Annotated in this window: 17 protein-coding genes; 12 read left to right on the top strand and 5 right to left on the bottom strand. The window is 46.7% G+C overall.

Features of this window, described 5'->3' with window-relative positions:
* The 3 genes from KNO87_RS12435 to KNO87_RS12425 form a co-directional block, all read left to right on the top strand.
* Nucleotides 1–333 (top strand): RNA-guided endonuclease TnpB family protein (locus KNO87_RS12435; RefSeq protein WP_214814654.1); only part of this gene is annotated, 333 nt, incomplete at its 5' end.
* A gap of 440 nt (nucleotides 334–773) precedes the next feature.
* Nucleotides 774–1214 carry an HNH endonuclease signature motif containing protein gene (locus tag KNO87_RS15585; protein WP_214795465.1) on the top strand — a complete coding sequence of 147 codons (441 nt, stop codon included), beginning with the start codon at nucleotides 774–776 and terminating at the stop codon, nucleotides 1212–1214.
* A gap of 114 nt (nucleotides 1215–1328) precedes the next feature.
* Nucleotides 1329–1760, top strand: coding sequence for a hypothetical protein (locus tag KNO87_RS12425; RefSeq protein ID WP_214795467.1), 432 nt, complete (start codon nucleotides 1329–1331; stop codon nucleotides 1758–1760).
* Between the two features lie 172 nt (nucleotides 1761–1932).
* Here the strand turns inward: KNO87_RS12425 and KNO87_RS12420 are convergent, their stop codons facing one another.
* Nucleotides 1933–2952, bottom strand: coding sequence for a DUF418 domain-containing protein (locus tag KNO87_RS12420; protein ID WP_214795469.1), 1020 nt, complete (start codon nucleotides 2950–2952; stop codon nucleotides 1933–1935).
* A 151-nt stretch (nucleotides 2953–3103) separates the two neighbouring features.
* Here KNO87_RS12420 and KNO87_RS12415 point away from each other — a divergent pair, with 151 nt between their 5' ends.
* Both KNO87_RS12415 and KNO87_RS12410 read left to right on the top strand, forming a co-directional pair.
* Nucleotides 3104–3568 carry a GNAT family N-acetyltransferase gene (locus KNO87_RS12415; protein WP_214795471.1) on the top strand — a complete coding sequence of 155 codons (465 nt, stop codon included), beginning with the start codon at nucleotides 3104–3106 and terminating at the stop codon, nucleotides 3566–3568.
* 11 nt (nucleotides 3569–3579) lie between these two features.
* Entirely contained in the window at nucleotides 3580–4227 is a 648-nt protein-coding gene (locus KNO87_RS12410; RefSeq protein WP_214795473.1) for a hypothetical protein, read from the top strand.
* A gap of 37 nt (nucleotides 4228–4264) precedes the next feature.
* Here KNO87_RS12410 and KNO87_RS12405 read toward each other — a convergent pair whose 3' ends face one another.
* The gene (locus tag KNO87_RS12405) at nucleotides 4265–4765 is read right to left on the bottom strand and encodes a hypothetical protein (protein WP_214795475.1); all 501 of its coding nucleotides are present in this window, start codon (nucleotides 4763–4765) and stop codon (nucleotides 4265–4267) included.
* Between the two features lie 405 nt (nucleotides 4766–5170).
* On the opposite strand from KNO87_RS12405, the gene KNO87_RS12400 reads away from it, so the two are divergent.
* The 6 genes from KNO87_RS12400 (at nucleotide 5171) to KNO87_RS12375 (ending at nucleotide 10797) form a co-directional block, all read left to right on the top strand.
* Complete coding sequence (locus KNO87_RS12400; protein ID WP_214795477.1) at nucleotides 5171–6583, top strand: NAD(P)H-binding protein; 1413 nt, start codon at nucleotides 5171–5173, stop codon at nucleotides 6581–6583.
* Nucleotides 6584–6765: 182 nt separating this feature from the next.
* Complete coding sequence (locus tag KNO87_RS12395) at nucleotides 6766–7122, top strand: PadR family transcriptional regulator (protein WP_214795479.1); 357 nt, start codon at nucleotides 6766–6768, stop codon at nucleotides 7120–7122.
* Complete coding sequence (locus KNO87_RS12390; RefSeq protein WP_353047462.1) at nucleotides 7115–7855, top strand: permease prefix domain 1-containing protein; 741 nt, start codon at nucleotides 7115–7117, stop codon at nucleotides 7853–7855. Before KNO87_RS12395 ends, KNO87_RS12390 begins: the two co-directional genes overlap by 8 nt.
* 3 nt (nucleotides 7856–7858) lie before the next feature.
* Nucleotides 7859–8638: an ABC transporter permease gene (locus KNO87_RS12385; RefSeq protein WP_214795483.1), complete on the top strand. Its 780-nt coding sequence runs from the start codon at nucleotides 7859–7861 to the stop codon at nucleotides 8636–8638.
* A gap of 12 nt (nucleotides 8639–8650) precedes the next feature.
* Complete coding sequence (locus KNO87_RS12380) at nucleotides 8651–10144, top strand: hypothetical protein (RefSeq protein ID WP_214795485.1); 1494 nt, start codon at nucleotides 8651–8653, stop codon at nucleotides 10142–10144.
* 11 nt (nucleotides 10145–10155) lie between these two features.
* Complete coding sequence (locus tag KNO87_RS12375) at nucleotides 10156–10797, top strand: ABC transporter ATP-binding protein (protein ID WP_214795487.1); 642 nt, start codon at nucleotides 10156–10158, stop codon at nucleotides 10795–10797.
* Between the two features lie 52 nt (nucleotides 10798–10849).
* Here KNO87_RS12375 and KNO87_RS12370 read toward each other — a convergent pair whose 3' ends face one another.
* Entirely contained in the window at nucleotides 10850–11233 is a 384-nt protein-coding gene (locus tag KNO87_RS12370; RefSeq protein ID WP_214795489.1) for a hypothetical protein, read from the bottom strand.
* Nucleotides 11234–11529: 296 nt separating this feature from the next.
* On the opposite strand from KNO87_RS12370, the gene KNO87_RS12365 reads away from it, so the two are divergent.
* Entirely contained in the window at nucleotides 11530–13086 is a 1557-nt protein-coding gene (locus KNO87_RS12365) for a SulP family inorganic anion transporter (protein ID WP_251126819.1), read from the top strand.
* Here the strand turns inward: KNO87_RS12365 and KNO87_RS12360 are convergent.
* Nucleotides 13083–13412 carry a YolD-like family protein gene (locus KNO87_RS12360; RefSeq protein ID WP_214795493.1) on the bottom strand — a complete coding sequence of 110 codons (330 nt, stop codon included), beginning with the start codon at nucleotides 13410–13412 and terminating at the stop codon, nucleotides 13083–13085. The two genes, KNO87_RS12365 and KNO87_RS12360, sit on opposite strands and share 4 nt — an antisense overlap.
* Nucleotides 13409–14704 carry a Y-family DNA polymerase gene (locus KNO87_RS12355; protein ID WP_214795495.1) on the bottom strand — a complete coding sequence of 432 codons (1296 nt, stop codon included), beginning with the start codon at nucleotides 14702–14704 and terminating at the stop codon, nucleotides 13409–13411. Before KNO87_RS12355 ends, KNO87_RS12360 begins: the two co-directional genes overlap by 4 nt.
* Nucleotides 14705–14753: the final 49 nt, after the last annotated feature.

Raw genomic sequence — 14753 nt, 5'->3', positions numbered from 1 at the left:
CACAAACTGTCGAGACGGATCGTTGACGAGAACCAAGTCATCGTCGTGGAGACATTGAAGTCGAAGGACATGATGAAGAACCACAAGGTCGCCAAATCGATTGCAGATGTCAGTTGGTACGAGTTCGTCCGTCAACTCGAGTACAAATCAAACTTCTATGGACGGACGCTCATCAAGGCAGACCCCTGGTACGCATCGACGCAGATCTGTTCCACTTGCGGAGTAAAAGGCGAGAAGAAAAAATTAGATGTCCGCGAATGGACGTGTGCTTGTGGCGCGCAACATGATCGAGATATCAATGCGAGCATCAACCTGTTGATGTTGGCCGACTGACAACCATTCAGGGCAGGGACTGCCCGACGAGCTTGGTCCATAACCGTGGCTGGTAAGAGCACGGTCTTCCCAAGAAGCTCCCACTTCAATTTGTAAAACAAATAAGTGGCGAGTAGTTCACGTGTCGCTGAGGCAAAAGATATATATTTAACCGAATCAGACCTATGGCGCTTTACACAACAATTTTTGATGAACGCTTTTCATACGACCACGTACAAACACGGGAACACAACATTCCATCTGTTTGGAACTTCGACCGCTTACCAGAACATCAACAAAATCAATTGATTCGGAATGTGAATCAGTTTTATAAAAAATACGTATATGGTTCTTTCTATCGCTCCTTTAACGAAACGATTTACTCTTTCAATCGAAAAGAAGAGTGGATTTAACTCGTTCCAGCGTATGTCGTTTTCTTTGGAAAATATAAGCGCGTTCTCATGAACGTGACAAACTATCAGTTAGCTGTGTTTTTAGAAAAGTACAATTCCCAAGATGCGATGGAACGAATTTTGAGTAAGTTGGAGTTTGTGTCTGCCCGTCAACCGCTTGAGGAGTTCAAACAAATTCTATTAAGCCACGGGCATTCAATGTGCTTCTATTGCCTAAAACCTGTAAAGAAGATTCACGTTGATCATTTCATTCCTTGGTCTTATATGCAAAATGATGTCTTATGGAATTTTGTGCTGTCATGCCCGACATGTAATTCGAGTAAAAATAATCGATTAGCGAATATCGATTATCTCTACAATTTGGTAGAACGAAATCATGAACTGCGTACGGCAGAATACATGTCTACATACAAAGAATCGAAACTCATTCATTTGTATCACTATGCCGTTCAAAATGGATTTGAAAACAATTGGGCTCCGAAGACATGAAAAGAGTCGGCCTACGGATTTGCTCATAAAAACTATATCAATGAACGTTCAAACCGTAACCTTTCAGAGAGTACATGGAGAAATAGAAATAAGCAATGCGTAGGTGAATAAACAGTGTCAAATAATTTAGAAACTTTAATTGTGTCAGGCCGTTTTAAAGAAGTAAAAGACATCTATCAAACTACTGATTTTGAAACATTTAAAAACGACCTATTAACTTTGGCGTATGATAATGAAAATCTGTCGAATTACTCCGTACTCGTCTATCTGTTATTGGAAACGGAGAACGATAAATTACATGATTTGGCTTTTCAAGTCCTATCACAGCCCCTTTCTCACATTGAAGGAGCTTATGCCTCTTCCTCATACCATGCCCAAAGAGCCGTGGATTTGACCGACGGTGCAGATGTGAAAAGTTTAGAGAACATGTTATTTCTGAATATCGTCCCAGAAAAGATTGTAAGTGATGAACAAGCAAAGTCCATCGCGAAAAAAATTCTTGTTCTAGATCCGACAAATGAAGTTGCCAAAGACGCATTAAATTAAACCTAGAAAACCATTCGCTACTTAGACGAATGGTTTTCTGTTTCTTTAGTTCGTGTTACTGAATAAGGTAATGACCAACTAGTTTCTTCTAACCCACTCAAACCATCAATTGTATGAAAGAGAATCTGCAGAGGAAGAACACTTTTAACAGTCGTTCTTCCTCAACATTATATTATTTTGGCAATAGGATGCCTTGTCCGAAGCGAGAGTACGTCCCAAGTCGCCATACCTTTTCCATCGGTCCGTACGTGAAACGGCGAAGCCATAACATACTGAATACAATCAATACGGCGTTGATGACGATTGCCCATAGTCCTGTTTCAATCATTGTGAACGTCTGTCCGAATGTAGAAACAGTCATCATAAGTGCAGTCTGAAGCAAGTAATTCGTCAACGCCATACGACCAAACGCTTGAAGTGGGGCGAACCAGGAACGTGCCGTCCGTAGTTGACTCATATTGACAAGGACGGTGACATAGAACGCCGCTAAAAAGGGAGCTGACCAATTCGAATAGTCGAGCATACGGATATATGCTTGAATTTCTTCATTAGTCGGGGTGTAGCCGACGTTGAAATACGATAAGCTCGGTAAATTCGTATATTGTAGCCATACAAATCCGGCAGAGAGGATACCGGTAGCGACTAGTCCAATTTGCCAACGTACCCGGTGCGTATTGATGCGACGAAACACCTCATACTGACCCGCTGCAAGCCCGAGCAAGATGAGAGCAAGTGGCATCAACAGTTTCGTCCCGGTATAAGTGAGGGCAGCTAGTCCGATCAGACCTAGAATCAAATTGACTGACCGAGGAAGGCGGTATGCAAACAGGAGGAGTAGCCCGCTCACGGCATAAATCGTCAACGCCTCACCCGGCTGAAATTGCATATGGATCAAGCCGAAGCCGAGTAAGAGGAGCAATCGTTTCGTAAATAAAACGTAGGCGCGATCTCCGCGTTCTATTGCTCGATGGATAAAGAGGTAGAATCCGACACCAAACAAAAATGAGAAAATCATAAAGAACTTTCCATCGATGAAGATGTGCAGGGCATATACATAGTAATGTTCCATGATGGTGTTCGGGTCGCTCGGACGTAATAAACTCAGAATGTTAATAAAAATGATCCCGAATAAGGCGAAGCCTCGCAGGGTATCGAGAACATTGATTCGTTCGTTTGTAGGTGTTGCTGTCATGTGATTATCTCCTTTCAATTTCCTCTTCCGAGTATGAAGGGAGCATCTTACATGTTGTATGCGGTAACCTTACAAAATCCTGAACTTCACTAAGATTAAAAATCCCAGAAATTGTATGTTACACTAGGTGAAAACGATTAGGGGTAAACAAATGACCATTCATTTTGATCAGATGACGGAACAAGAAGTCTCGCATTATGTGACTTGGTTGATTGACGATTATGCAAACGATGTCGCGCGCAACTATCAACTTCCAATAGTGTTAGCGCAAGAGGAATCCACACAATTGATTCGAGGTCTCTTCCCAGACAATCAACCCGGGGAAGGACAGACGATTGTTCATGTGATAAACGGAGACACTCGTGTCGGGATTTTGTGGTATGCGTTTCAAGCTGAATCGAAACGCGTCTTCATTTATCATATTTTGATTGAAGAGACGTACCGTGGACAAGGATATGCGACAGCGGTGTTTGAGAAACTTGAAAGAGTAGCTTCAGAAGAACTTGGCGCAACATCCATTGGACTAAGTGTATTCGGTACGAATCCAGACGCACAGCGATTATATAAACGACTCGGATTCCAAGAAGCGTCCATCGCCATGAACAAACAGTTATGAGAGGAGTCGACATGAAACGTTACTTGAAGTGGCTTTTGGTCGGATTTGGCGTGATTGTGATTGGGGTGGCGGGGTTGGTATTTGCCTTTTATCGGTCGATGCAACCAGATCCCGATGAGGAAGCAAACGTGATCAAGATGGCCGAACCTTATGTAGCCGAACGATTCGAAGATGCTGAATTGACAGAGGACGTATTATTCGACAACATGGGTAACTTTCCGTTTGAATATGCGGCGATTGCGATGGATTCGGTGACGGGAACGGAGTTTTATGTCTACGAGGATGAGTCGACCGGAGAAATCGTTGATACGTTTCTTTCATCTAAATGGGAGGATGCGGTCACAGAGGCGATTGAAGATTCGATTGATACGGCGTTTGGTGCAGACGTCACCTATGTCGTCCTATATGACGAAGAAAGTATCCGACAACTCGATGTCTCCTCGGCAAATCCAATCGCCTATCAGACAGCCGACGTGTCGCCGACAATCTTATTGACGCTTCATCGAGAGCCGAAAGCTGATGACGAAGAACGCGTTCGAATGTGGATGTCTGCGTTACAAGAGAACGACATCCTGAAGCGAGCCGAGATTCGTGTCGACTATACCGCTAAAAACGGAGAACTTCTTGATGATGGTACTGGTTTAGAGTTATCGTTTTAAAAAGAATCCCACTCTCCAATCGGAAAGTGGGATTTGTTCAGTCAAACACTCGACTGATCCAGCGTTTGAAAAAGGGTTGGCCTGCTTGTGTCACGCTATGATTTTCGAGCTCCACCTCTTCGATTGCCTCATTCGGAGATCTTAATTGAATCGTCATCTCGTCACCAAGCCCGGTCGTGACACCACTCTCAAATTGAAGATTTCTTGTCACATACGCGTTTGCGTATAGAAGTCCACCTTTTTCATCCACTTGTACCTCCTGAATCGTATAGTGGAATTGCTCGACCCAATCCCGCTGGCCGAGTAGAAGCCGGACGACGTCATTTTCGTGTGACAGTTTCGTTCGCTCGATATTTTCAAGAGGAGTATGCGCTTCAATCGCCTCTCGCTGCGCTTCTAAGATATCTTTGAAGTGATGTGTCGCAGCTTCTGTCGTCCATGCAGCGGAACCCGTCTTCGACTCGGTCGCATAATGGAAAAGAGCAAATCCAATCAAGGCGAATAACGCCAGGACACCTACTCGTTTGAACTGTTTCATTGTCGAGCTCCTTCCATATCAATTCAAGATTGAAGACGTTAAAAGGTTGTCAATGGACCTCGCGATTACTCGAGAATGTGACTTATCGACCGGTGATTTGCTCAAACCAGCTCGCTACTACATCAGCGCCCCATCTTGGAACATGAATATCGATACCCCGACCATCACGAGCCCAACTAAAATCAATCCACCTTGTTTCGCGCTACTCTCAACCCCTCTCACGACGAGGGGAATTCCCAACCCAAGCAAAAGAAAATACCAAAATCCTATGAATATTCCTCCTTTTTCTAATTATTCTCATTTTATTACGAATCGAACGGACAGGCTCTACATACTTAGACTGATTTATCTTTTCGAAAAGACGGGTACATTACCTCTATGTGAAAATGAAGGGGAGTGAGCTTTATGCGGAAAACGATTGTCATTGCGGGGGCGAGCGGCTATATCGGCTCGAACGTGATGGAGCAACTGAAAGAAGAGTATGACATCATTGCATTATCGCGATCGACGAAAAATAAAGAAGATGAAGCCCATATCACGTGGCGTGCGTGTGACTTGTTCTCGTATGAGCAGACACGTGAGGCATGTGAGGGCGCGGATTATGCGATGTTCCTCGTCCACTCGATGATTCCGGACGGTGGCTTGACGCAGGCGACGTTCGAGGACATGGATGCGCTCATCGCCGATAACTTCGCCCGAGCGACGAAGGCAAACGATATCGAGCAAATCGTCTATTTGAGCGGCATCATTCCAAAACAAGAGAAGACATTGTCACGTCATTTGAAGAGTCGACTCGAGGTCGAACGTATTCTCGGCGGACAAGGGGTGCCGGTGACAACGATTCGAGCGGGGCTCATCATCGGTCCGGAAGGTTCGTCGTTCCCGATTTTAGCGAAACTCGTCAAACGGTTGCCGTCGATGATCTTGCCACGTTGGACGAAGACGGAGACACATCCGATTGATATTCGAGAAGCCGTTCAGGCACTCATCTCGGTCGTCGGTGCCGAATCGCTCTATGATCGTCATATCGACATCGGGGGTCCCGAAGTGATGACGTATCGGAAGATGATCGAACAGACGGCCGAAGTCATGGATAAGCGTCGCGTCTTGATTGACTTCCCGTTCCCGACAATCAAACTGTCGCGCCTGTGGGTCATGGCGGTCACGGGTGAACCGAAGGCGACCGTCTATCCGCTTGTCGAGAGCATGGGGCACGCGATGGTGGCAGAAGATACCGTCGAAGGCATCGGACAGGGAGAGATTCCGTTTAAACAGGCTGTCGAACATGCGCTTGAAGAGGAAGAGAAACAATCCTCAGGCGGCAAGAAGAAAAAGCAGCCAAAGTCATACACCGTCCGCTCGATTCAGCGGTTTGGTCTGCCGGAAGAAAAGTCGGCGCTTTGGATGGCGGACACGTACTTCGAATGGCTCGGTCGTTTCATGTATCCGCTCATTCAGACGACGAAAGAAGACGACGATTGGGAGATCGCGCTGCTCGATCCGTCATTCGTCGCGCTTCATCTATCGCTTGAACAGGAAGCGACAGACGATATGGCATCCTTTGCGATTGATGGGGGCAAGTTCGTCAAATTGAGTGAAGAGGACAAGACAGGTCGTCTCGAGTTCAGACGCTTACCAGAATCGGATGAAGGACTCGTCGCCATCCATGAGTTCGTACCAGCACTTCCGTGGTGGTTCTATACGAAGACACAGGCGAAAGCCCATCTCGTCGTCATGTGGCTGTTCGGTCGTCACGTGAAGTTTTTGGCGAAAGACGCGGAAGATGGCGATCAAGTCGTAGAGGCTCCGACGAATTAAATGTGATGAAGTGTTGGAAGACAGTGACCCTGTCTTCTTTTTTTATGCCCAATGGTCTCGATTTTCATCTGATTTTTAATGTTGATGTACCCATAAGACTCAAAAACAAAAATACATTGCATAACAAGGTATTAGCATGGGAAAATTAGGTAAGTTGAATTAGGTGATGAATGGAGGGCACTATGGAAATCGATAAAGAAATGCTGAAAGGTCATATCGATACGATGATTCTGTCGTTACTCAACAATCAGGATATGTATGGCTACGAAATCGCCAAAGTCGTACACACACGTACTGATGAAGCGTTCGAGTTGAAGGAAGGGACACTCTACTTATCCTTAAAACGTCTTGAGAAAAAAGGGAGTGTGGAATCTTATTGGGGAGATGAGCAAGGGCCAGGGGGAAGACGGAAGTATTATCGGATCACGACAGATGGACGAGCCGTCTTGGCACGAAAGAAAGTGGAATGGCGTCTTGTGAAACAATTAATGGACCTATTTTTACATGAAGAAGGTGATCCGTTTGAAGCACGTGGATGATTACATTGACGAACTCTATCAAAACGCAGACCCGCGCCTTCAAGAAACCATTGAGTTAAAAGAGGAGACGCGAACTCATTTAGAGCAGTCGATTCATGATTTGATGATTAAAGGTCACTCAGAGTCAGACGCCACTCGCATTGCATTCAATCGATTTGGAGGGGCTGAGCAAGCTGAATCCATCATTCATATGATGCAAATTCAACAAAATCGTTTTGCGAAGCAACTGCTTCAAATCGGATTTAGCATCGCGATCGTATCGATTTTCCTGTTCATCACGTCGATTGTCATTGGTGGGCGTTATGATTTGGTGTTTGCGGATGCCGTATACCTGAATATTGATGAATCTTCAACAGATGAAGAAATGAGTCAAGGCATTCTCGAGACGAGTCGATTGATTCACGGTGTGACGATTTCAGACTACAGCAATTCTGAACATGTCTTCTCAGATGATAAGCGGTGGTCGGGTGCTGTGAGACTCATCTCGAATGAAATCTCATATTTAGAGAACGGATTGCTGGTTGTCATCGATGTCATTGATCCACGTAAAATCGGTAGTTTCCTTTTATTGATTGGATTGACGATTTATCTGGTCTTATCGATGGTATGGGGTGTGATCAATCTACATATAAACAGACGATTGAACGTGTGGAGTCTTGCGCTTTTATTTTTATTGAACGTGCTCGGTTATTGGATGGCCAATCAATTGGTCTCCACGAAAAAGGAGGACTAACGAATGAAGCAGCTTATTCGACGTGAATTCATTAATTTATGGACACCTCGTTCTCTCACGGTGTACATCGGTATCATTTTTATCATGCCGTTCGTGCAATTTATGACCATTCGGGATCGGTATCAGTTCTTTGACCCGATCGAGGTGTTTGAAGAAAGTGTATCTACCATTCCTGCCATGCTGTTTCCGGTGCTAGCCATCTTAATCTTTTTGCCAAATATCTTGGCTGAATATCGGCACAATTTTTTGACGTACACACGAACACGTATCGATTTATCTGTGTATCTGGTTGCGAAAGGTTTGGTTAATGCGATTTTGAGCGGAATCGTACTATTCTCCATGATTTTCATGACGTTTTTATTTGTCATGTACGTGGAACCTCTATTCCATTTAGTTGAGTACACCGCTGTGACAGACGGAGTAGTGATCCCGACTACGACATTTTCCTTTTTGCAAGAGATTCATCCGATGCTCTATGGATTCTCTTATGCTGTCTGGATTGGTGTGAACGGGTCGTTGTATGCGACGATGGCGTATCTGTTGATTTTGATACTCGACAACTTATTTGTAGCCATCTCTATCCCATTTTTGGCATACCATATTCTTAATTTTGTGGCAGGGATTTTTCAGGTTCCGCAATTCTCGCCACTTAGCACACTATTTCCGTTTAATATTACGGCACATCCGATTTGGACAATTTTCGTGCCCTTCCTTCTTTTTCTCTCCATTGGTGTCGGCATCTATTTATTCCATCTACGGTTACGCCGGGAGTGGAGTTTTTGAGGAGGAAAAATGATGGTCGTTGATCGATTGATGAATGAATTTACAAAAAGGAGCTGGCTCTTTGTTGGGGTCATCATCTTTCTCTATAGTTTGAGAGTAAAACGACAGATATTAGACACGGTACGTTTGAATCAGGTTGAGGTGAATGTATGGGACGGATTTTATGCCCTTATGACGGATATGTATCTTCTGACGTACTTTGTCTTTCCTGTCATGTTATTTTTATCAGTTGGGATTCTGATTCGGGAGTATCGTCATGAGGTACTCATTCGAATATTGACTCCACAAGCTTGGATTTACCGAACGCTAAAACTATTTTTTGTAGAGGCCGCACCGTTATTTACCGTGTTGTTTATACTCAGTACGTTGATGATGATTGGACTGCCATATGAAGCTGGTTGGAGTGATTACACGAAGATGGTCACCGAAGTCAATGCGACGAGTGTATTGCAAAGTCGCTTTTCGCTTCCTTGGTACCCGTTACCCGTTCAACTTTGTCTATGGTTCCTTTTCCTGACGACAGTTCATTTTTCGTTAGCTGGAATCTTTCTCCTTCACGTTAAAAAAGGATGGTTATACACACAGGCAATCTTCACATTTTTACTCGGGATCGTAGGATTTAAACTATTTCCCGAGCAATTCTCATTTCTGTCGCCGACGACATATTTATCTATTTCAATGACGTCCGTTTCGTATTCAAATTTGATTGTGGCTGCGCTCATCCTGACAGGAATAATCTTGGGTCAAGGGCTGCTGTTCCGTCAACTTTCAACGATTCAACGAATAGATTGGAAGCAATGGACCGGGAGCGGAGCATACCTTTTATATGCCGGGTTGGCGATCCTTCATATTTCTTACAATGGAATTTTGAATAGTCGAGAAGGGGCGACGGCTGATGAAGCGATCGTAGCAACCTTCATTGGAGTGGGGGCAGATTATTTTTCCTATTTGTCCTTTATGTCCTATGTGATTCTCTTTTTTGGGGCAACTTATATGAGTCAACTTCGCATGCAGCGAGAACTTTTGGAAATTAGTCATTACAAGTTGATTCGTTATAAGAGTCCGCATCGCTGGTTTCGCAATATTTTCCTTCAAGAGACTGTGTTCTTCTCAATCCTTACACTCAGTTTAATTGGACTAACCTTACTTATGGCGTTTCTGTCGAATGTACCATTTGACGTCCATCAAACTCATCAGGGGTATCCCTTTACAAGCATCCTAGGTTTTCTGTTTGTGAGTACTGTTTTGCAGTGCCTCGTGTATACGTTGCTTTGCTTCATGCTGTCTTGGATGATTCGAGAAGTATATGTTGTACCGACCGTTATCGGTCTGTTGTCTTTATTTTTATTTCCAGGCCTGCAAGTCAACTGGTTACCGATTGGAATGAACGCGTTAATCGTTCTTGAGTCTACTTCGATGTGGACCGTGTTTATACAGTTGCTTGGAGCACTGATTGTACTGATGCTCGGGATTACGTTGTTGTTAAGAAGAAGTTTGCATGTATGAGGAGGATGAATATGACTGCAGTGATCGAATTAAAAAATGTAACGAAATCCTACAAAGGCAATTTGTTATTTGATGCGGTGGATTTGACTGTTCCACAAGGGCGGATTGTCGGAATTGTCGGACCGAACGGATCTGGCAAATCCGTCTTGTTCAAAATGATGTGTGGATTTGTGTTCCCTGATCATGGAGAAGTGTACGTTGAGGAGAAACAAATTGGAAAAGAGCAGCGCTTCCCGAAAGGTGTCGGTATGATTATCGATCGTCCAGGTTATATTGCCAATAAGACAGGATTTGAAAACTTAAAAGAACTAGCACAAATTCAAAATCAGATTGATGAAGAGACAATTCGAAAAACAATGTTGATTTTGGGATTAAACCCAGACAATTCACAAAAAGTGAAAAACTATTCGCTTGGAATGAAGCAAAAACTTGCTATCGCACAGGCGATTATGGAAAACCAACACATCTTGATTTTGGATGAAGCGTTCAATGCATTAGACCATGATAGTGTCGAATCGTTACGTGAACTATTACTTGCTTTTCGAGAAGAAGGGAAGACGATTTTAATGACGAGTCACAATCAAGAGGATATCGATTACTTATGTGAGGATGTCTATCGAATCAACCGTGGCAAGCTTGAGAAAATTGTATGAATTAAAAAGGCGCGGAATTGTTCGTTTAGAACGAAACCGCGCTTTATTATCGTTAGTTACTCTTCCATTGACCTGTGACTTGAACACTCACTGGTGTGGTCAAATCGTTACTGAATTGGACACGTGTTGATCTCCCTGAAGAGATTGAATTTGATAATGAACGAGTCTCATTATCCGATACAGAGCGAACCCAAGAACCTGTACCAGAAGAGGCAGTCATTCTTGCATCGACAGTATAAGACCCGCCAACTGTTTTTGATACAAGTGTTCCCGAAGCATTTGAAGAAGATTTTGTCTGATACCCTGTGTATCCACTTCCGTTAAACGATGCGACTGTGGTGTCATAGTTTGAATATGTTGTACCTGCCTGAGCAGCTCCCCCGAGTGCTAACAATCCTACAGCTAACCCCATTGAGATCATCGACTTACGCTTCATCTTCATTCCCCATTTCAAGTATATTGTGGTACAGAAAAAGAATAGCATAAAAGAAAATAATAATAACCATAAAAATACTCAAAAAGTAAAAATAAACCAAATTACTCAGGTGCTCTTAAAAAGTCCTAAAATGTCTTCAATCTTCAAAACGTATATACGCAAGAATACAGAAACATTCAAAGAGGGATGTTGTTCTTTGTACATTCTGTTAATGTTTTTCTCAACCCGTTTACAAGCCCTCTTTACAGGCGTACACTAAACTCGCTTTTGAACTGATTGGAAAGAAGGAATGTATGATGCAAGACTCACTCTCCACACGTGAGATGTGGCAAAAGGACATCTCGGCCGGGATCACGGTCGGTGTCGTCGCGATCCCGCTCGCCATGGCATTCGCCATCGCTTCTGGGGTCCCACCGGTATACGGGCTCTACACGTCCATCTTCGCTGGGATCCTCGTCAGCCTGTTCGGAGGTTCGACGTTCCAAATCGCCGGACCGACGGGGGCGTTCATCCCGATCGTCTCGGGTGTCGTTCTCGCATACGGGTATGAAGGGTTACTCGTCACGACCGTCCTCGCCGGTGTGTTACTGCTCCTCATGAGCGTACTCCGGGTCGGACGACTCATCCGCTTCATGCCCCGTGCCGTCACGATCGGTTTCACGGCAGGGATCGCCGTCGTCATCTTCGTCGACCAGCTCGATGAGTTGTTCGGGGTCACGTTTGAGAAGGCGCCACATTTTCACGAGAATCTGCTTCGTCTCGGTCAGGCGTTGCCTGACGCATCGATGTGGCCGATTGTCATTGCCGGGATCGGTTTTTTGACGCTTTGGCTCGTACCAAAATTGCCGTTCCGTCTACCGCTTTTACTCATGGCGATGCTCGTCCCGACGTTCGTCAGTCTCCTCATCCCAGGTGAGGTCGCGACGATTGGAAGTGCATACGGCGGCATCCCGAGTGGACTGCCAACAGTCAACTGGCTCGCAATCGACCTAGACCTAGTCACGACGCTCCTTCCATCCGCGTTCGCCATCGCCTTCCTCGGTGCGCTCGAGTCACTTCTTTCAGGAACGGTCGCCGACGGGATGGCAGGGACGAAGATGAAGCCGGACAAGGAACTGTTCGGACAGGGTCTTGCGAACGTGATCACGCCGTTCTTCGGTGGAATCCCGTCGACGGGTGCCATCGCTCGGACGGCGACGAACATCCAGGCGGGTGCGGTCAGCCGACGTGCCGGTGTCATTCATGGAATCACGGTCCTCGTTGCGGTGCTCGTCCTCGCGCCGTTCGCGAGTTACGTGCCCCTCGCCGCACTCGCCCCAATCTTGATGCGTGTCGCTTGGAACATGTCCGAGCGTCATCACGTGATGGCGATGTTACGTCATCGCTCATCTGAGTCGCTCGTCTTACTCGTCACGTTACTATTGACGGTATTCGTCGACTTGGTCGTCGCCGTCGAGGTCGGAGTCATCTGTGCGCTCGCGCTCTTCGCGAAGCGGATGGCAGACACGATTGACGTACGTGAACGGACGGAACGCTACGTCACAAGAGACGGGCAAATCGTCTTCAGTGTCGAAGGTCCCCTCTTTTTCGGTGCGGTCGAGCTGTTCGAGCACGTCCTCCATCACATCCATCGGGAGCCGAACGTGTTCATTTTCAACTTCCACCGCTGCCCGGTCATCGATGTGACCGCGGTCGAAGAACTGCGTCGTGTCGTCACTGAACTGAAAGCGGCCGACCGGCACGTCATCTTCGCGCACCTGTCGTCATCGGTCCGTGCGACGCTTGCTCACTATGGGCTGCTAGACGGAATCGAGACGTTCGAGACGACCCAGGAAGCGATCGAGGCGTCTTAACGAACGGACAAGATGTCACCGAACGGGACGCGGCGCACTTCGCCGTCGAACAGTTCGACTTCTCGTTCTGCGTAATAAATGGCATGGACGTAACCGCGCATGCTTGTCGTCAAACCATCTACGAACAGTGTCAATTCGACCTGGTCACCTTCACGGATGGCCCGTTCGAGCTCGGTCTGCCACAGATAGAGGAGTTGTTCGTCCAAATCGGGTAGCTCGATCTTTTGGATTTGGGCATAATAACGTTTCAGTAGGGCGACGTGCTCGGGCATGAGAAATGGGATCCATTTCAATTCACCCCGATCACGATAGCGGGTCTTGCTCATGAGGAATCGCCTCCTTGTTTATGTCCGCCGATTAAACGTTGGCGCGTCCGGAGCGGACTGTCTTTTAGTAGGCTCGATGCCGGTCGGATCGTGCCGCGACCGAACCGGACGTTCAAGCCGTCAATCAAATCGAGAAAGTCGAGCCGCTTCGCCTTCGCCCATTCGTCTTCAAAAAAAGATAACTGGACGTGGTCGCTCCGCGGTTCGAGCTTTCCGAGGGCGACCGAGACGTAACGGACGGCCTCTGTCTCTTCCCAGCCGTCTAAAAATAGCTGCAACAAGATTGGGAGAAACTCTTGCTCGTCCGCTGTGAAGCGGGGGAGCTTCTTTTGTTTACTGAAACCACCCCGGTCACTCGTCCGCGTATAGCGCACCCCGAGATGAATCGTCCCTCCGACGAGTCCCGCTTGCCGGGTCCGCATCCCGACTTCGACCGCGATCGCCTGTAAGACGAGCCGGATTGAGGAATACGTCGCGTAATCTTTCATGAGGGTGATGCCGTGACCGATCGACTTCGGTCGCGTCCGTTTCGCCCCGAACAACGAACTCGTCGGCAAGATGGTGGGGGACTCGTCGATGCCCCAGGCGTGATGCCACAGTTCTGCCCCGATGACGCCGAATTTTTCATGCAACACGTCGAGCGGATAACGGGAGAGGTCACCGATCGTGAAGATGCCGAGCCGCTGCAGGTGGACCGCCATCTTCGTCCCGACGCCCCACATCTTTTCGATCGGGGCCGGATGAATCAGTCGCTCGACGTCGTGGAGGAGACACGTGGCGACCCCTTTCTTTTTCGCATGTAAGTCGAGGACGAGCTTGGCGAGGACGTTGTTCGGTCCGATGCCGATCGTCACGGGGATACCCGTATAGCGAAAAATCGTCGCACGCATGAGGTGGGCGACGTGCTCGTCACTTCCGAACAGCCGCTCCGTCCCGGTCATGTCGACGAGCGTCTCGTCAATCGAATAGACGCGAATCGCTTCGGGTGGGGCGAACTGATGGAGGATGTGGATGATTTGAATCGAGACGTTCAAATAATGACTCATTCGCGCCTCAGCGTACAAAACGTCCCGCCGTTCGTGCCACGGAAGGCGGTCAATCTGAAAACGACGCGACCCGGTCTTGATGCCGAGCTGCTTCATCTTCGGGGTCGCCGCAAGGACGAGTGCCCCGCTGTCCTGCAAGTTCGAGAGGACGACGAGCTTCGTGTGGTAAGGATTTTTGTTGCGCGCGGCACACTCGCAACTGGCATAGAACGAGACGCTGTCGATACAAAAGATTCGTCTGCGCATCGTCACCACTCCTTTTTACGAACAAATGTTCTGTTTTTCTCATCGTAAC

It is taken from the genome of Exiguobacterium sp. s34, from assembly GCF_018617435.1.
Taxonomy (GTDB): Bacteria; Bacillota; Bacilli; order Exiguobacteriales; family Exiguobacteriaceae; genus Exiguobacterium; species Exiguobacterium aestuarii.
This window is presented reverse-complemented; position numbering and strand designations above follow the sequence as displayed.

Excerpts from the sequence above, each read along its gene's own strand:
- KNO87_RS15585 (WP_214795465.1), top strand. The coding sequence starts at position 774 with ATGAACGTGACAAACTATCAGTTAGCTGTGTTTTTAGAAAAGTACAAT.
- KNO87_RS12420 (WP_214795469.1), bottom strand. The coding sequence starts at position 2,952 with ATGACAGCAACACCTACAAACGAACGAATCAATGTTCTCGATACCCTG.
- KNO87_RS12415 (WP_214795471.1), top strand. The coding sequence starts at position 3,104 with ATGACCATTCATTTTGATCAGATGACGGAACAAGAAGTCTCGCATTAT.
- KNO87_RS12410 (WP_214795473.1), top strand. The coding sequence starts at position 3,580 with ATGAAACGTTACTTGAAGTGGCTTTTGGTCGGATTTGGCGTGATTGTG.
- KNO87_RS12405 (WP_214795475.1), bottom strand. The coding sequence starts at position 4,765 with ATGAAACAGTTCAAACGAGTAGGTGTCCTGGCGTTATTCGCCTTGATT.
- KNO87_RS12400 (WP_214795477.1), top strand. The coding sequence starts at position 5,171 with ATGCGGAAAACGATTGTCATTGCGGGGGCGAGCGGCTATATCGGCTCG.
- KNO87_RS12395 (WP_214795479.1), top strand. The coding sequence starts at position 6,766 with ATGGAAATCGATAAAGAAATGCTGAAAGGTCATATCGATACGATGATT.
- KNO87_RS12385 (WP_214795483.1), top strand. The coding sequence starts at position 7,859 with ATGAAGCAGCTTATTCGACGTGAATTCATTAATTTATGGACACCTCGT.
- KNO87_RS12380 (WP_214795485.1), top strand. The coding sequence starts at position 8,651 with ATGGTCGTTGATCGATTGATGAATGAATTTACAAAAAGGAGCTGGCTC.
- KNO87_RS12375 (WP_214795487.1), top strand. The coding sequence starts at position 10,156 with ATGACTGCAGTGATCGAATTAAAAAATGTAACGAAATCCTACAAAGGC.
- KNO87_RS12370 (WP_214795489.1), bottom strand. The coding sequence starts at position 11,233 with ATGAAGCGTAAGTCGATGATCTCAATGGGGTTAGCTGTAGGATTGTTA.
- KNO87_RS12365 (WP_251126819.1), top strand. The coding sequence starts at position 11,530 with ATGCAAGACTCACTCTCCACACGTGAGATGTGGCAAAAGGACATCTCG.
- KNO87_RS12360 (WP_214795493.1), bottom strand. The coding sequence starts at position 13,412 with ATGAGCAAGACCCGCTATCGTGATCGGGGTGAATTGAAATGGATCCCA.
- KNO87_RS12355 (WP_214795495.1), bottom strand. The coding sequence starts at position 14,704 with ATGCGCAGACGAATCTTTTGTATCGACAGCGTCTCGTTCTATGCCAGT.